15 protein-coding genes are annotated in these 13,743 nt (G+C 60.5%); 7 read left to right on the forward strand and 8 right to left on the reverse strand.

Features of this window, described 5'->3' with window-relative positions; all coding sequences use genetic code 11:
• Positions 1-96: 96 nt before the first annotated feature.
• The 3 genes from argJ to mutT are packed head-to-tail and all read left to right on the forward strand — an operon-like array spanning position 97 to position 2,550.
• On the forward strand, positions 97-1,338 hold the full coding sequence (argJ, locus tag QMO80_RS15445) for a bifunctional glutamate N-acetyltransferase/amino-acid acetyltransferase ArgJ (protein WP_283200197.1): 1,242 nt from the start codon (positions 97-99) through the stop codon (positions 1,336-1,338).
• On the forward strand, positions 1,319-2,125 hold the full coding sequence (locus QMO80_RS15450; protein ID WP_283197342.1) for an N-acetyltransferase: 807 nt from the start codon (positions 1,319-1,321) through the stop codon (positions 2,123-2,125). The genes argJ and QMO80_RS15450 overlap by 20 nt, the downstream gene beginning before the upstream one ends.
• The gene (gene mutT / locus QMO80_RS15455) at positions 2,122-2,550 is read left to right on the forward strand and encodes an 8-oxo-dGTP diphosphatase MutT (protein ID WP_283197343.1); all 429 of its coding nucleotides are present in this window, start codon (positions 2,122-2,124) and stop codon (positions 2,548-2,550) included. Before QMO80_RS15450 ends, mutT begins: the two co-directional genes overlap by 4 nt.
• Positions 2,551-2,657: 107 nt before the next feature.
• Here mutT and QMO80_RS15460 read toward each other — a convergent pair whose 3' ends face one another.
• From QMO80_RS15460 to QMO80_RS15480, 5 genes are all read right to left on the reverse strand, one after another.
• On the reverse strand, positions 2,658-3,617 hold the full coding sequence (locus QMO80_RS15460) for a sugar phosphate isomerase/epimerase (protein ID WP_283197344.1): 960 nt from the start codon (positions 3,615-3,617) through the stop codon (positions 2,658-2,660).
• Complete coding sequence (locus QMO80_RS15465) at positions 3,614-4,618, reverse strand: Gfo/Idh/MocA family oxidoreductase (RefSeq protein ID WP_283197345.1); 1,005 nt, start codon at positions 4,616-4,618, stop codon at positions 3,614-3,616. The genes QMO80_RS15460 and QMO80_RS15465 overlap by 4 nt, the downstream gene beginning before the upstream one ends.
• A gap of 109 nt (positions 4,619-4,727) precedes the next feature.
• A complete protein-coding gene (locus QMO80_RS15470) occupies positions 4,728-5,651 on the reverse strand; it encodes a sugar ABC transporter substrate-binding protein (RefSeq protein ID WP_283197346.1) in 924 nt (307 codons plus the stop codon).
• A 101-nt stretch (positions 5,652-5,752) separates the two neighbouring features.
• Positions 5,753-6,763, reverse strand: coding sequence for an ABC transporter permease (locus QMO80_RS15475; protein WP_283197347.1), 1,011 nt, complete (start codon positions 6,761-6,763; stop codon positions 5,753-5,755).
• A complete protein-coding gene (locus tag QMO80_RS15480; RefSeq protein ID WP_283197348.1) occupies positions 6,763-8,337 on the reverse strand; it encodes a sugar ABC transporter ATP-binding protein in 1,575 nt (524 codons plus the stop codon). The genes QMO80_RS15475 and QMO80_RS15480 overlap by 1 nt, the downstream gene beginning before the upstream one ends.
• A 160-nt stretch (positions 8,338-8,497) precedes the next feature.
• On the opposite strand from QMO80_RS15480, the gene QMO80_RS15485 reads away from it, so the two are divergent.
• Positions 8,498-9,532 (forward strand): LacI family DNA-binding transcriptional regulator, encoded by a 1,035-nt coding sequence (locus tag QMO80_RS15485; protein ID WP_369685911.1) that lies wholly within the window; start codon positions 8,498-8,500, stop codon positions 9,530-9,532.
• Between the two features lie 104 nt (positions 9,533-9,636).
• On the opposite strand, the gene QMO80_RS15490 is transcribed toward QMO80_RS15485, so the two are convergent.
• The 3 genes from QMO80_RS15490 to QMO80_RS15500 all read right to left on the reverse strand — a co-directional run bounded on the left by QMO80_RS15490 (position 9,637) and on the right by QMO80_RS15500 (position 12,093).
• Positions 9,637-10,545: an MBL fold metallo-hydrolase gene (locus tag QMO80_RS15490; protein WP_283197350.1), complete on the reverse strand. Its 909-nt coding sequence runs from the start codon at positions 10,543-10,545 to the stop codon at positions 9,637-9,639.
• A gap of 123 nt (positions 10,546-10,668) precedes the next feature.
• Entirely contained in the window at positions 10,669-11,277 is a 609-nt protein-coding gene (locus QMO80_RS15495; RefSeq protein WP_283197351.1) for an NAD(P)-dependent oxidoreductase, read from the reverse strand.
• 30 nt (positions 11,278-11,307) lie between these two features.
• Positions 11,308-12,093 (reverse strand): DsbA family protein, encoded by a 786-nt coding sequence (locus tag QMO80_RS15500; RefSeq protein WP_283197352.1) that lies wholly within the window; start codon positions 12,091-12,093, stop codon positions 11,308-11,310.
• A 59-nt stretch (positions 12,094-12,152) separates the two neighbouring features.
• Between QMO80_RS15500 and QMO80_RS15505 the strand changes: the two genes are divergently transcribed.
• From QMO80_RS15505 to QMO80_RS15515, 3 genes are all read left to right on the forward strand, one after another.
• On the forward strand, positions 12,153-12,953 hold the full coding sequence (locus tag QMO80_RS15505; protein ID WP_283197353.1) for a LysR family transcriptional regulator: 801 nt from the start codon (positions 12,153-12,155) through the stop codon (positions 12,951-12,953).
• A 198-nt stretch (positions 12,954-13,151) separates the two neighbouring features.
• A complete protein-coding gene (locus QMO80_RS15510; RefSeq protein WP_003582564.1) occupies positions 13,152-13,469 on the forward strand; it encodes a hypothetical protein in 318 nt (105 codons plus the stop codon).
• A 70-nt stretch (positions 13,470-13,539) separates the two neighbouring features.
• The gene (locus tag QMO80_RS15515; RefSeq protein WP_283197354.1) at positions 13,540-13,707 is read left to right on the forward strand and encodes a Flp family type IVb pilin; all 168 of its coding nucleotides are present in this window, start codon (positions 13,540-13,542) and stop codon (positions 13,705-13,707) included.
• The last annotated feature ends 36 nt before the right edge of the window (positions 13,708-13,743 follow it).

The following is a 13,743-nucleotide window of genomic DNA, read 5'->3' on the forward strand; positions in this document are numbered from 1 at the left end:
AGACGCGCGGCGCTGTAATATCGTTGTTGTTGTCGCATTTCCGGACGGCGAGCCGCTGCCGATTTCGCCTGGAAATGCCCATTGGCAGGTTTCATCATGTCCGGTCCCGTCTCTCCGCTCGCCCCGAAATCCTTCGTCTCGATGCCGTCGCTGCGCGGCGTGCGCATGGCAACGGCTTCCGCCGGCATCAAGTACAAGAACCGCACCGACGTGCTGATGATGGTCTTCGACAAGCCGGCGGCCGTTGCGGGCGTCTTCACCCGCTCGAAATGCCCGTCGGCGCCGGTCGATTTCTGCCGCGCCAACCTGCCGCATGGCAGCGCCCGCGCCGTCGTCGTCAACTCAGGCAATGCCAATGCGTTCACCGGCCTGAAGGGCCGCCAGGCGACCGCGCTGACGGCGAAGTCGGCCGCATCAGCCGTCGGCTGCGGTGAAAACGAAGTCTATCTGGCCTCGACCGGCGTCATCGGCGAGCCGCTCGATGCCACCAAGTTCTCAGGCGTCCTGGACAAGATGCAGGCTGAAGCGACCGGCGATTTCTGGTTCGAGGCCGCCAAGGCGATCATGACGACCGACACCTATCCGAAGGTTTCGACCCGCAGCGCCGAGATCGGCGGCGTTGCCGTGACGATCAACGGCATTGCCAAGGGCGCCGGCATGATCGCGCCCGATATGGCGACCATGCTCTCCTTCGTCGTCACCGATGCCGACATCGCGCCCGCCGCGCTGCAGGTGCTGCTGTCCGATGGCGTCGGCCCGACGTTCAATTCCATGACCGTCGACAGCGACACCTCCACCTCCGATACGCTGATGCTGTTTGCGACGGGGGCTGCGGCCGAGGACGGCCAGGCCCGTATCGAACGCGCCGACGACCCGCGCCTTGCCGCCTTCCGCGCCGCGCTCAACGAGGTGCTGAAGGATCTGTCGCTGCAGGTGGTGCGCGACGGCGAGGGCGCCACCAAGATGCTCGAAATTACCGTGACGGGCGCCGAGAGCGATGCCGCCGCCAAGCGTATCGGGCTGTCGATCGCCAATTCGCCGCTGGTCAAGACGGCAGCCGCCGGCGAAGACGCCAATTGGGGCCGCATCGTCATGGCCGTCGGCAAATCCGGCGAGATGGCCGACCGCGACCGGCTCGCCATCTGGTTCGGCGACGTCAGGGTCGCCGTCAACGGCGAGCGTGATCCCGATTATTCGGAGGAAGCCGCCTCGAATGTCATGAAAGCCCAGGATATCCCCGTCAAAGTCGATATCGGCCTCGGCACCGGCACGGCAACCGTCTGGACCTGCGACCTCACCAAGGAATATGTTGCGATCAATGGCGACTATCGGAGCTGATCGTTCGTTGGTGCAGGCATCCATATCTTCACAGAATCTGCCGCTGGTGCGCAGGCTGGAAGCCGTCGGCTTTCGTGCCTGGCCGGCGGCGTCGGTGCAATATGACGGTAGCTGGCAGGTGCGGCTGACGGCCGGCCACCCGTCCAACCGGCTGAATTCCATCGTGCCGCTCGATCCCTCGGATTATCGCGACGTCGAAATCCGCCTGGAAAAGGCGAGCCGGAAATTCGAGGCCTATGGCCGCGCCGCCGTGGTCCGCCAGACGCCGCTTGCCTCGCCGGTGCTGATCGATCTTCTCCGGGCGCAGAACTGGAAGCAATTCGACGAGACGGTGGTGATGACCTGCGATCTTGCGGAGGCGGAGCTGCCGGATACGCTCGATCACCTGCCGACCCATGATGTCGGCCGTTTCGTCGACGCCAATCTTGCCGTCGAGCGGGCGCCGCTCAGCTTGAAGCCGGCGCTTGCCGAAATCATTTCGGCGATCAAGCCGCCGTCGGGCCTGTTCATGATCGAGAATGCGGCGGACGGGCCGCTGGCGACCGTGCTCTGCGTCCAGGACAACGACCTTGCCGGCATCATGTCGCTTTCGGTCTCCGAGACGCGGCGGCGCGAGGGGCTCGGCACCGAGATCCTGACCTCGGCGCTGCGCTGGGCGCGCATGCGCAGCGCCCGTTCGGCCTGGCTGCAGGTAAAGCTGTCCAACCGCCCGGCCATCGCACTCTATGAACGCCTCGGTTTTCGCGACGCCTATCACTATTGCTATTGGCAGCAGGAGTCGCGATGAGCGAGCCTCTCATACGGTGCAATGGCCGGAAGATATTGCTGGTCGCTGCCTGTGCGCTGATCGATGCCGACAGGCGTATCCTCCTGGCACAGCGCCCCGAGGGAAAGTCGCTGGCCGGATTGTGGGAGTTTCCCGGCGGCAAGGTCGAGCCCGGCGAGACGCCTGAAGAAACGCTGGTACGTGAACTCGAGGAAGAACTCGGCATCAAGACGAAGATCGCCTGCCTGGCGCCGCTGACTTTCGCCAGCCATTCCTACGAGACCTTCCACCTTTTGATGCCGCTTTATATCTGCCGGCGCTATGAGGGCATTCCGCAGGGCCGCGAGGGCCAGGCGTTGAAATGGGTGCGTCCGCAGGCGCTGCGCGATTACCCGATGCCGCCGGCCGACGAGCCGCTGATTCCCATGCTGCAGGATTTGCTTTAGCAGGCTGCCGGAAAACAGGCTGGCTTTGTACGGAAGCGCGGAACCTCTAGCCTTTACGCAATTCCAGGAGGACCGCTTCGCGCTTTTCCTGGGATTGCTCTCGCTGGCTAGATCGCCTGCGGCTTGAAATCGCTTGATGCGACGGGCATTACGCCCTGCAATAACGCAACGGATTTCTCCAGCCCTTCGAGGCTGTTCAGAAGCACGTCTTCATGCTCGATCGAGAGCCAGCCGTCGTAACCGGCCATTTTAAGCCTGTAGCAGAATTGCCGCCACCATTCTTCGCCATGGCCGAAGCCCAGCGTGATGTAGGACCAGCTACGTGCCGGGATGTCCATCAGGCTGCCGTTCTCCAAAAGGCTTGTGACGGCCTGCTTCGAAGCGTTGAGGAAAGTATCCTTGGCATGAACGTGGTATATGGCGTCGCCGAGCGCTTCTGCGGCCACAAGAGGATCGGCGCCCATCCAGAAGAGATGTGACGGGTCCAGGTTCGCGCCGACGACCGGGCCCACGGCTTGCCGCAGCTTCAACAGCGAAGGCACATTGTAGACGCATTGGTTGCCGTGCAGTTCGAGCGCAATGCGTTCCACACCGTGATCCCTGGCGAGTGCCACGATCTTGCTCCAGTAGGGGAGGAGTTTCTCCTCCCACTGGTAACGAAGGATCGCCTGCGTTTCCGGCGGCCACGAGGAAACCACCCAGTTCGGCATGGTGTCGGCGGCATTTCCGGCCGGAAGTCCCGACATCGCGCAAACGGTCTTGATGCCCAGTTCGCCAGCCGCGCGGATCGTATCCTCAAGACCCTGTCCCTGGACAGGATCGGTCGGATGCAGCGGATTTCCGTTGGCGTTCAGACTTATCACTTCCAGTTCGCGATCGGCGAAAGCGCCCAGGAATGACTTCTGCGCATTCTTGTCCCGCAGGATCGTCGGCAGATGGAAATGCGGCGCCGTCGACCAGCCGCAGGTATTGACCTCGACGCCGGAGACGCCCAGCCTTTGAGCGTGATCCAGCATCGCCTCGAACGGCAACCCGCCAAGGCTGTCTGATACGAATCCAAGCTTCATGCGTAAAACTCCGGTTTGGCAATCATTTCGACGGGGATCTTGCGGCCGTCGTTCAAGGCTCTGACGCCGGCTTCGGCGACCTTTGCGGCGCAGTATCCATCCCAACTGCTCGAAGCGATGTTCGGGAATACCCCTGTTTCGACGAACCGGACAAAAGCGCGGTTCTGACGGCGATAGGCCTCGGCATAGCGGCCGCGCCAATCCGCCTCGTAGCTTGTGCTCTGGCCGAGTTCCCGGTCGACGCGGGTGTAGTTGACGGCGTTCATGGCGATGGTGGCCTTCTCGCCCACCAGTTCCGCGCGAACATCGTAGCCGTAGGCAGCGTTGTTGTTGATCTCGATATTGACGAGTTGGTCATCCGCCGTTTCGAGCACCATATAGACCGGTGCGACCAGCGCGTCGGAACGCTTGGGCTGGAAGGCGGAGATCGACACGTATTCGGTGTCGAGGACGTGTCGGACGACATCGAATTCGTGCGGGGCGGAATTGGTGATCGCCATCGCTCCGGTGAAGTCCGACGCGGGAGTTGCGACATTGCGATGAAAATTGTGCATCATCAGCGCGCGGCCAATCGCACCATGCTCCAGAGCCCGTTTCATTTCGACATAGGACTGGTCGAAGCGGCGCATGAAGCCGAGCATGATGAACCTCGATCCCGCGGCTTCTTCCGCCAGCATGATCTCCACGCATTCTTGCGAGGATTGCGACAGCGGCTTTTCGCAGAGAGCCCGTTTGCCGGACTTTATGCAGGAGAGCGATAAGGGCGCGTGCGTGAAATCGGGGCTTGCGATGATCACTGCATCCACATCCGGACGACCGGCGACCCGGCCGGGGTCGGAGTCGACATCATGAGCACTGTAGGCGTCTGCCACCTTGCGGGCGCGGTCCGCATCCATGTCGCAGACGACCTGGAGGCTTGCTCCTGGCAGATCTTCGGCGATGATCCGCGCGTGATCGGCTCCCATTAGTCCCGCCCCGATGACGGCGATCCTTACTGTCATTTCGATATTTCCTGTCGTTTGGAGAACCAGCGATTTGCGGCTTGCAAGCATTACCCCTGGTGGGAAACGCGTGCCGGGAGCCCCATCCCGGCACGCACCTTGGGAGGGCTTACTTCTTTGCGTACTGGTCTACGTTGTCCTTGGTGATCGAAGCGAACGGCACCAGCTTTTCGGCCGGAGCATCCTCCCCCTTTTTCAGCCCTTCCACGACCTCGAAGGCGGTCTTCGCCTGGCCTGCAGCGTCCTGGAAGATCGTTTGGGACATGGTGCCGGCCTTGATCGCATTCAGAGCATCGGCCGTGCCATCGACACCTGAAATCATCACGCCCTTGAGACGGTCAGCGCCCTGAAGTGCTTCCAGCGCCCCCAGCGCCATCTGGTCGTTGGCTGCGACGATCGCATCGAATTTCGGAAAGCTCTGGATCCAGTCTTCCGTAACCTTCATGCCTTCCGCGCGGTCGTAATTGGCAGAGAGGCTGGCGAGAGTGGCCACGTCGGAACGGCCGAGCGCATCCTCGAAGCCCTTTTTGCGCTCCTGCGTGTGGGAGAGCCCCGGCGTGCCTTCGAGGTAGAGGATCTTGGCGTCCTTCGGCAGGTGTTCTTTCATATACTCGCCCTGAAGGCGGCCGGCGTCGATATTCTTCGAGCCGACGAAGGTGTACTTGCCGCCTGCCGATTGGATGCCGAGAGCGATGACCGGAATGCCGGCCTGGTTCGCCTTCTCGACGCCCGGTACGATGCCTTGATAGTCGACCGGCACGACGACGATCGCGTTGACTTTCTGCGCTATGAAGTTGTCGATCTGATCGAGTTGCTTGCTGACGTCGTTGTTGGCGTCGGAGAAGTTCACTTCGACTGCCGGATCGGATTTCGACGCTTCGATGAAGGCGTTCTTGCGCGCCATGACAAAGACGTCCGTATCCGCCATGTTGGCGTATCCGACGACGAATTTATCCGCGGCGAATGCGGCGCCGGTGGAGATGGCAGCAAGGGATACGGCGCAGGCGAGAGCGAGTTTGGAAATGGCTTTCATAGGGTCCTCCCATAGAGTTTCAGGTTCATTCCGGATGCGGGAAATCCCCGCCGACAAAGAGGTGGTTCCGCAGCAGGCGCCGGCCTGCCGAAGAACGTCGGTCATGCCTTCTTCTTGCTGCGGGCAGATTTGGTCCAGACATCGAGGATCACGGCGATCGCGATGATCAGGCCCTTGATGATCTGCTGCCAGTACGAGCTGACATTCATGAGATTGAGCATGTTGTTGATGACGCCGATAATCATCGATCCGATGATCGTGCCGGTGATGGTTCCGGTGCCGCCCATCAGGCTGGTGCCGCCGACGACCACCGCGGTGATCGCATCAAACTCGTAGCCGACGCCGCCGGCCGGCTGGCCGGAATTGATGCGGGACATCAGGACGATGCCTGCGACGGCGCACAGAATGCCGTTGAAGATGAAAGCCTTCACGACGATGCTGTCCGGGTTGATGCCGGAAGCGCGAGCGGCGCGCTCGTTACCACCGACCGCATAGACGTACCGGCCGAACTTGGTCTTGTTGAGAAGAATCCAGGAGATGACGACGACGGTCGCGAGAATGATCACGGAAATCGGCACCGGGCCGAGCGAGCCCTGGCCGATCACTTTGAAGTCGCCCAGTCCCGTCACTGGCGAGCCGCCCGTGTAAAGCAGCACAGCGCCGCGTGCCACCGTCGTCATGGCCAAAGTCATGATGAATGATGGGATGCGGAAAAAGGTGATGACGAAGCCGTTGATGATGCCGGTGACGATCCCGACCGCAACACCGGCGGCGACCGCAAGAATGACGCTTCCGGTTATCGCCATCACGCTGGCCGCCAAGACGCCGCAGAGGGCCAGGACAGATCCCAGCGAGACGTCGATATGCCCCAGAATGATGATAAAGGTAACGCCGCATGCAAGCAGGCTCACCACGACGACCTGACGCAGGACGTTGGTGAGGTTGGCTTCTGTCAGAAATGTCGGGCTCAGGATCGAGGCAAGGACGCAGATGCCGACGAAGATCAGGATTGTGCCGTACTTGCGGTAGATCTGAGAGAAGCCCATATTGCCCGAGCCTAAAATCCCCTGGCCGTCTCGTTTCACAGCCGCGTCTGCGCGTTCGATGCTCATCAATGTCCTCCCGTGGCGAGGCGCATGATGTTTTCCTGAGTGGCCTCGGCTCTTGTTAGTTCGCCGGTGACCCGGCCTTCGCTCATCACCACCACGCGGTCACTCATGCCGAGGATCTCGGGCAGTTCGGATGAGATCATGACGATCGCGAGCCCCTGACGCGCGAACTCCGTCATCAGTCTGTGAATTTCGGATTTCGACCCGACGTCGATGCCTCGTGTGGGTTCGTCGAGAATGAGCAGCTTCAGATCACCCAGCAGCCACTTGGCGAGAACGATTTTCTGTTGATTGCCGCCGCTGAGGTTCTCCACGATCATTGCCGTATCGGGCGTCTTGATCTGCAGCATCTTGATCATGCGCTGCGAGGCTGTCTCTTCCTGCCGCTCGCTGATGAAAAGGCCGGACGCGAATTTCTTGAGGTTCGCGAGCGAAATGTTCTCGCCGACGGACCGGCAAAGCACCAGGCCTTCCGCCTTGCGATCTTCCGAGACCATGGCGATGCTGTTGGCAATGGCATCCTTCGGCGACGTGAGCTTTAGCGGTTGTCCATTCAGGCGGATCACCCCGGCGTCCCCGGCGTCCAAGCCGAAGATCACCCGGGCTACCTCCGTCCGCCCGGCGCCGATCAGGCCGGAAAGGCCAACGATCTCGCCGGCACGCACCTCGAAGCTGACATTTTCGAAAACGCCGTCACGAGAGAGGTTCTCGACGGAAAGGACGATCTCGCCGATCGGCACGTCCTCTTTCGGAAAGATGCTGGAGATCGTGCGGCCAACCATCTGCGAAATCAGCTTTGCCGGCTCGTATTCGCTCGCCGGGGCGGCCGCGACGAACTGGCCGTCACGCATCACCGTGATGTCGTCGGCGATCTGGAAGATCTCGTCCATCTTGTGGGTGATGTAGATGATCGCGACGCCTGCCGCTTTCAGGTCTGCGATCTGCCTGAAGAGCATCGCGACTTCCGTGTCGCTGATCGCCGACGTCGGTTCGTCCATGATCACCAGAGAGGCCTCGCGCGAAATCGCCTTGACGATCTCGATGAGCTGCATCGTCGCGATGGACAGGTCTCGCATCTTGGTCTGGGGGCTGTATTTCAGCCCCAGACGATCGAGCAGCGTCTGCGTATCTGAATTCATGCGATCGAAATCGACGAACCGGGACAAAACGCCCGTCCTGACATAAGTGGGTTCGCGGCCGAGAAAGATGTTTTCGGCGATGGTCATGTCGAGCACCGGGCTGAGTTCCTGATGGATCATCGAGATCCCTCGCTCCAGCGCGGCTGCGGCGCTCTGGTGGTCGAGTTTCTCGCCCCTGAAAAGGATTTCGCCACCGTCGATCGCGTAGATGCCGCTCAGAATCTTCATGAGCGTCGACTTGCCGGCACCATTTTCCCCGACGAGGACGTGGACCGTGCCGGCACGCACCTTCAGGTTCATGCCATCGAGCGCGAGAACACCAGGAAACGCCTTGGTGATTGAGCGCATTTCAAGAACGAAGCCGGCTCCGCTATCCATAGGCGTGCGGGGACCTTCGCCGCCCGAAAGCGGCGCCACCTTTTGAAGGGTCGCAGACATGAGAGTATTTCCTCCAGATGAGAGAGCTCTCCCAAGCCCTCCTGCCAAACTGGCTTTTACTGGAAGATGAAATTGCGAAAATTCCACAAAGTGTCAACGAACTGGTAGATTTTTCTCCCAGAAACTCTCATAAATAACATCAGATAATGAGAGGTTCGCGATGTCTCGTCCAACGATCCCTGACTTGGCAAAGGCCGCAAATGTGAGCATTTCAACGGTCGATCGTGTGCTGAATGGTCGCGATCCCGTCCGTCCACAGACGGCGGAACGGGTTCTCAGCGCGGCCCGCCAGATCGGCTTTCACGGGGTGACCGCCATCGCCCGCCGACTTGAGCACGACAAGCCGGTGATCAAATTCGGTTTTCTTCTCAAGCAGTCTCACCGCAAGCTCTATCAAATGTGGAGCGACGTCCTCGTTGCAGCGACCGAGGCGTTTCCCGACGCTCATGGACGAGCAATCGTCAGATTCATGGATGACCTTGCGCCCGACAAGGCTGCCGAGGCGATCTACGCTCTCAGTCGCGAAGCCGATGTCGTGGGAATGATCACCTCTGACCACCCGCAGGTGAACCACGCCGTCGATGGTCTGGCGGCGGAAAACATTCCTGTTGTGACCATGATTTCCGATATTTCCACTGCCTCGCGTGCAGCCTATGTCGGTAACGACTGCGTCAAAAAGGGCCGCACGGCCGCTTGGTTCATAGCTGGGCTGAATGGCAGCGGCGGCAAGGTTTCCGTTTTCGTCGGAAGCCACCGATATCTCGCTCAGGATCTGAACGAAATGGGCTTTCGGTCGTATTTCCGGGAGAGCGCGCCGGGCTTCCAGATGCTGGAGACAATTGCCACGCTTGAAGAGCCAGATATCGCCTATGACGCCACGCGCCGCCTTCTGCAGCGCGAGCCGAATTGGGTCGGACTCTACGTTGCCGGCGGCGGCATCACGGGCGTGATGCGAGCCCTGCGGGAGGACGGCGGGCCAGCAGCCAGACGGCTTGTTGTGATAGCACACGAACTCACGAACGAAACAAGAGCCGGTCTTGCCGAGGGGCTAATCAAGGTCGTCCTATCCCATCCCGCAAAACTGTTGGGCGAGACTCTGGTCCGGGCAATGGCGGAGGCGCTCGATACCGACCGATCATCCACCGTTTCGCAGCACATTGTCCCGTTTGAATTTTACAATGCTACGAATATATGAAGTTTCTCTGCACTCGCGGCGCCGGATATCGCGGGCGTTCTAGCCACGCGCGCCGGCGCGACCGGCCCTCGCGGCCTGGATAGCCGCGAGTCTTGCCGCTCTTCTCACTGACCCCAGGTCATTTCGCCCTTGGCGACTTTCGCGCCCAGTTCCAGGGAAATCGGCATAGCGGCATTGGGGTAGAGTTTCTTCATGGCTGCGATCAATGCTTTGGAGTCCGTGGCCTTGGCTGCTTCGGCGTCAAATGCGATCAGGTAATCGCGGGTGAAGCTGACGCCGGAAACATCCGTCGGCCACGTGGTCGTGCCGTGACCCGGTACGACGATCTTGGGCTTGCGGGCGAGGATGTCGTCAAGCGCCGCGCGCCAAGCCTTTCGTTCCTCGATTGTCGGAAGGTCGGCTACCCAGGGATACATGCCGCCGAAGACCGCCACGCCGCCGAACACGGCATTGAGGGACGGAACCCAGATATAGCGACCACGATCCTTGACACCCGGCGCGGTGACGATTTCGAGTTTCTCGCCATCGACGGACAGCGTGTCGATGTCGCTCGCTTCCGGGAAAATGAGATCGGAGACCGACTTCGGACCGTTGTCGCCCAGAACCGGCGACCAGGCCTTGATCTTGCCTTCGGCCTTCTTCCGCATCAGCGCAACGGTGTCAGGAGCAGCGAGGATGCGAGCATCCGGAAAGGCCTGATGCACGGGCGCGAGGCCGAAATAGTAGTCGGGATCGTTGGTGGTGATATAGATCGTGGTCAGGTGCTTGCCGCTGGCCTTAATGGCATCGGCGACGACCTTGCCGTCCGAAAAGCTGAAGCTCGAGTCGATGAGGACGGCTTCCGTCTTGCCGGTTACAAGGACCGGAGCGCGCAGGAAGCCCGCTTCGCCGGCCTTGAAGGCCGTCCATGACAGGGCAGGCTTCTCCTGCTGCGCGACACCTGATGTAGCGAGCGGGATCATGAGAGCCGCGGCTGCGGCGATCGTCTTGAGGGTGGTGCGTCTGTTCATCATGTTCTCTTCACGTGGTTGTGGGGCGAACCGTCCTGCCCCCAAGGCAGGAGGGTCCGGCGGCGGTCGACACCCTGACGATGTCGGCCACGCTGCAGTGGGCGATTGAGATTTGGAGGGATCGGGTTAGTAGCCGACGGTGAACCGTTGCCTGACGTGGGCCGGGGCTTCGATCTCGTCAACGAGTGCAACGGCGAAGTCCTCGAAGGAAATGCTGCTGCCGTTTTCGTTCGTCAGCAGTTCGTCCTTGCCGAGGCGGAAGCTGCCGGTCCGCTCGCCGGGGACGAATGCGGCCGAAGGCGACAGGAAGGTCCAGTCGAGGTCGTTTTCAGCCCGGAGCTTGGTGAGGTAGTCGACGCCGCCCTGCGCTTCAGATTTGTAGATATCAGGGAACTCGGGCGTGTTCACCAGGAGGACGCCTGGAGCGACTTCGAGGCTGCCCGCCCCGCCCACCACATAGTAGCGACGAACGCCGGAGGCCTTGACGGCGCGAAGCAGCTTGTCCGGATCGCTGGCGGAGAAATGCACCGAACTGATGACTGCGTCATGCCCTTCCAGAATCCCTGCCAGAGCTTCAGGTGCCTCGATGTCGCCCGAGGCGGCGGTGATGTGCGGGAGGGATGCGACCTTGGAGGGATCTCGGGCAATCGCGGTGACGGTATGGCCGCGCGCTGACAATTCGGACAGGATGCGGGAGCCGGCCTGACCGGAAGCTCCGATAAGAGCGATTTTCATGCTATTACTCCTAGTGTTGGGATTGATGTTTCATGCGTCTGCGCAGAGCGCGTCGAGCGCTGCGATGAGGTGAGCCGGACCGTGATACAGGGCCTCGCCGCTGAGGATGCGGGCCTCGCCGTCGATGAGGGCGACGAGCTGTGGGACCCCGCGAATGCCGAGGATGTTCATCTGACGCTGCGTATCTTCCATCCGCTCCAGCGTGCGCTCCTGAAGGGCGGAGTCGTTCTGGAGCCTTTCGGCAAAGATCTCGGCAGTCAGTTCGATGTCATGCTCGGCAGCGACCTCAACGGCGACCGTCACTACCTCCTGGATGTTGGAAGTGTCGCGCCCCTTGAGATAGCGGGCGATTTGGATGGCGTGCAGGAAACGAGGCTCGAGCATCGCATCATGTTCCCCAAGTGCGGTGAGGGCGCGCGTCGCAGGTCCCGAGTCGAAAACGCCGTTCGGTGCCAGTAGGACGTTCTGGAGGTATTCTTCAGAGAAACGCTGCCCCGTCAGAGCCTGAATTCTCTGATCGTTGCGCCAGGCATGGTCTGATATCGAGGAGATCGGCCTGCCTCCGACGAATAGGCCGGAGGGAAGCATCTTGAGTTGACCCGGAAAATTCTCGGCAACACCGGCCAGCGCGGGGGCGCTTGCGTAGCACCAGCCGCAGAGGGGGTCGAAATAATACTGAAGCTCGATGTCGTTTTTCATGTCATGTCCTTTTGTTAAGGCGAAATGTAATGTTGCGAAAATCGAAGATAAAGGACAATGTGCGCCAGAGAATGTTGCATGAATCGAGCGAATAAATGGATCGAGTGGTCGCGGCACAAGTTCTCCTAAAGACAGTCGAGCGAGGGAGCGCCTCTGCCGCGGCTGAAGAACTTGGTATGTCCAGGGCGATGGCATCGCGCTATATCGCCTCTATGGAAGACTGGTCCGGCACGCGGCTGCTTCACCGAACGACGCGACAGCTCAGCTTGACGTCTGCCGGAGAACGCGTTCTCGAATTATGCCGGGAAATAGTGCGTGTCGCCGACGCAGTGACGGAAGTCGCAAGCCGCGCCGATACCCCTCACGGACTGCTCCGGGTGACGGCGCCAAGCATCCTGGCGGAGGCACAGCTTATCCCGCTCCTTTCAAAGTTTGCAGACCTCTATCCGCGCATCAGGATCGATCTGCAGATTTCAGATCGCACCGTCGACCTCGTGCAAGACCGCATCGATGTGGCGATCCGGATCGCCAACCACCTGGACCCGTCGTTGATTGCAAAACGCCTGGGACAGTGCCCGTCGCGGCTCTATGCTTCGCCGCGCTATCTGGCGGAGCACGGAATGCCAACCAGACCAGAGGACTTGAGCGCCCATAGGTGTCTCACCTACACACACCTTGGAGGGACGGAATGGACTCTGAAAAATCATGAAGCACAGGTTGTCATTCCCGTGCTGGGAGGCTTCCAAACCAATGACGCTCTCGCCCTGAAGTGCGCGGCGCTGTCCGATCTCGGCATCGCAATGCTGCCGCGGTTTGCCGCCGATCCGGAGGTTCAGACGAACAAGCTCGTGGTGGTCTTGCCCGATTGGGAGCCGAACACGCTCGGCATCCATGCACTCTATGTGTCCCGAAGGCACCTCCCAATGGCCGCTCGGGCACTCATCGACTTCCTGGCGACGCGGCTACGGGACAAGTAACCCGAACCTTATGTCCTCAATTTTGAGCGTATGTCGTCGAACGGGAACCACTGCAGCCGATGATATGTATTAGCGTTACCTGATTATTATCACGCTGCAGCGTTTTCGGCTGTGGATATTAATGGATCGTTTAACACCTTCTGCCAAAGATCGGCCTCAATCAAGCATCTGGCGTGCGTGTATTAAAAGGCTGACGTCATGGACGATGATTTCTGGAAAGCTGTCCGGGAAAAGGAACGGGTTTCGTCTGCCTCGCGCAGGACAGGTGCGCTCAATATCGCCCTTCTGTTCGGCACGGCGGTGGTCGCCCTGACGCTTATCCTGACGCCGATGCTTGCGGATTCCTCGAAGAAGAGCGTCTTTGCCAGCGCGCCGGCGGAATTCGATACGATGACGACGGGATCGATCCCGAAGAGCGAAAGCGGCAAGCGTTATACGATCCGCCGCAGCGTCCTACAGGATACGCCCGGCTCGGTCTGCGTCGTCCAGGGCTACGGCGTCGGCGCCGGTTGCTGAAAATGCCGGCCATCGCCAGATGGCCGTAGAATGCTGGTTTGCTGTCGGTTCGCGCTAAAGGGTTGGGGTAATGCGTCTTTTAAAAGCATTTCTTGCGGACGACGCAGGAGCGACGGCGGTCGAATACGGCTTGATCGCCGCCATCATTTGCACCGCGCTCGTCTCCGGTCTCGGCTTCTTTACCGGCGCCCTGCAAAACGTCTTCAACGTGATCAACAACAATATAACCGTCAACTGAAGCAGCAGCCGGCTCAACTGTCCGGAAACCGCTCGC

The sequence above is a fragment of the Rhizobium sp. BT03 genome (assembly GCF_030053155.1).
In the GTDB taxonomy this organism is placed as follows: domain Bacteria; phylum Pseudomonadota; class Alphaproteobacteria; order Rhizobiales; family Rhizobiaceae; genus Rhizobium.

Excerpts from the sequence above, each read along its gene's own strand:
- QMO80_RS15515 (WP_283197354.1), top strand. The coding sequence starts at position 13,540 with ATGCGTCTTTTAAAAGCATTTCTTGCGGACGACGCAGGAGCGACGGCG.
- QMO80_RS15450 (WP_283197342.1), top strand. The coding sequence starts at position 1,319 with ATGGCGACTATCGGAGCTGATCGTTCGTTGGTGCAGGCATCCATATCT.
- QMO80_RS15460 (WP_283197344.1), bottom strand. The coding sequence starts at position 3,617 with ATGAAGCTTGGATTCGTATCAGACAGCCTTGGCGGGTTGCCGTTCGAG.
- QMO80_RS15485 (WP_369685911.1), top strand. The coding sequence starts at position 8,498 with ATGTCTCGTCCAACGATCCCTGACTTGGCAAAGGCCGCAAATGTGAGC.
- argJ (WP_283200197.1), top strand. The coding sequence starts at position 97 with ATGTCCGGTCCCGTCTCTCCGCTCGCCCCGAAATCCTTCGTCTCGATG.
- QMO80_RS15480 (WP_283197348.1), bottom strand. The coding sequence starts at position 8,337 with ATGTCTGCGACCCTTCAAAAGGTGGCGCCGCTTTCGGGCGGCGAAGGT.
- QMO80_RS15495 (WP_283197351.1), bottom strand. The coding sequence starts at position 11,277 with ATGAAAATCGCTCTTATCGGAGCTTCCGGTCAGGCCGGCTCCCGCATC.
- QMO80_RS15505 (WP_283197353.1), top strand. The coding sequence starts at position 12,153 with ATGTCCAGGGCGATGGCATCGCGCTATATCGCCTCTATGGAAGACTGG.
- mutT (WP_283197343.1), top strand. The coding sequence starts at position 2,122 with ATGAGCGAGCCTCTCATACGGTGCAATGGCCGGAAGATATTGCTGGTC.
- QMO80_RS15465 (WP_283197345.1), bottom strand. The coding sequence starts at position 4,618 with ATGACAGTAAGGATCGCCGTCATCGGGGCGGGACTAATGGGAGCCGAT.
- QMO80_RS15475 (WP_283197347.1), bottom strand. The coding sequence starts at position 6,763 with ATGAGCATCGAACGCGCAGACGCGGCTGTGAAACGAGACGGCCAGGGG.
- QMO80_RS15490 (WP_283197350.1), bottom strand. The coding sequence starts at position 10,545 with ATGATGAACAGACGCACCACCCTCAAGACGATCGCCGCAGCCGCGGCT.
- QMO80_RS15470 (WP_283197346.1), bottom strand. The coding sequence starts at position 5,651 with ATGAAAGCCATTTCCAAACTCGCTCTCGCCTGCGCCGTATCCCTTGCT.
- QMO80_RS15510 (WP_003582564.1), top strand. The coding sequence starts at position 13,152 with ATGGACGATGATTTCTGGAAAGCTGTCCGGGAAAAGGAACGGGTTTCG.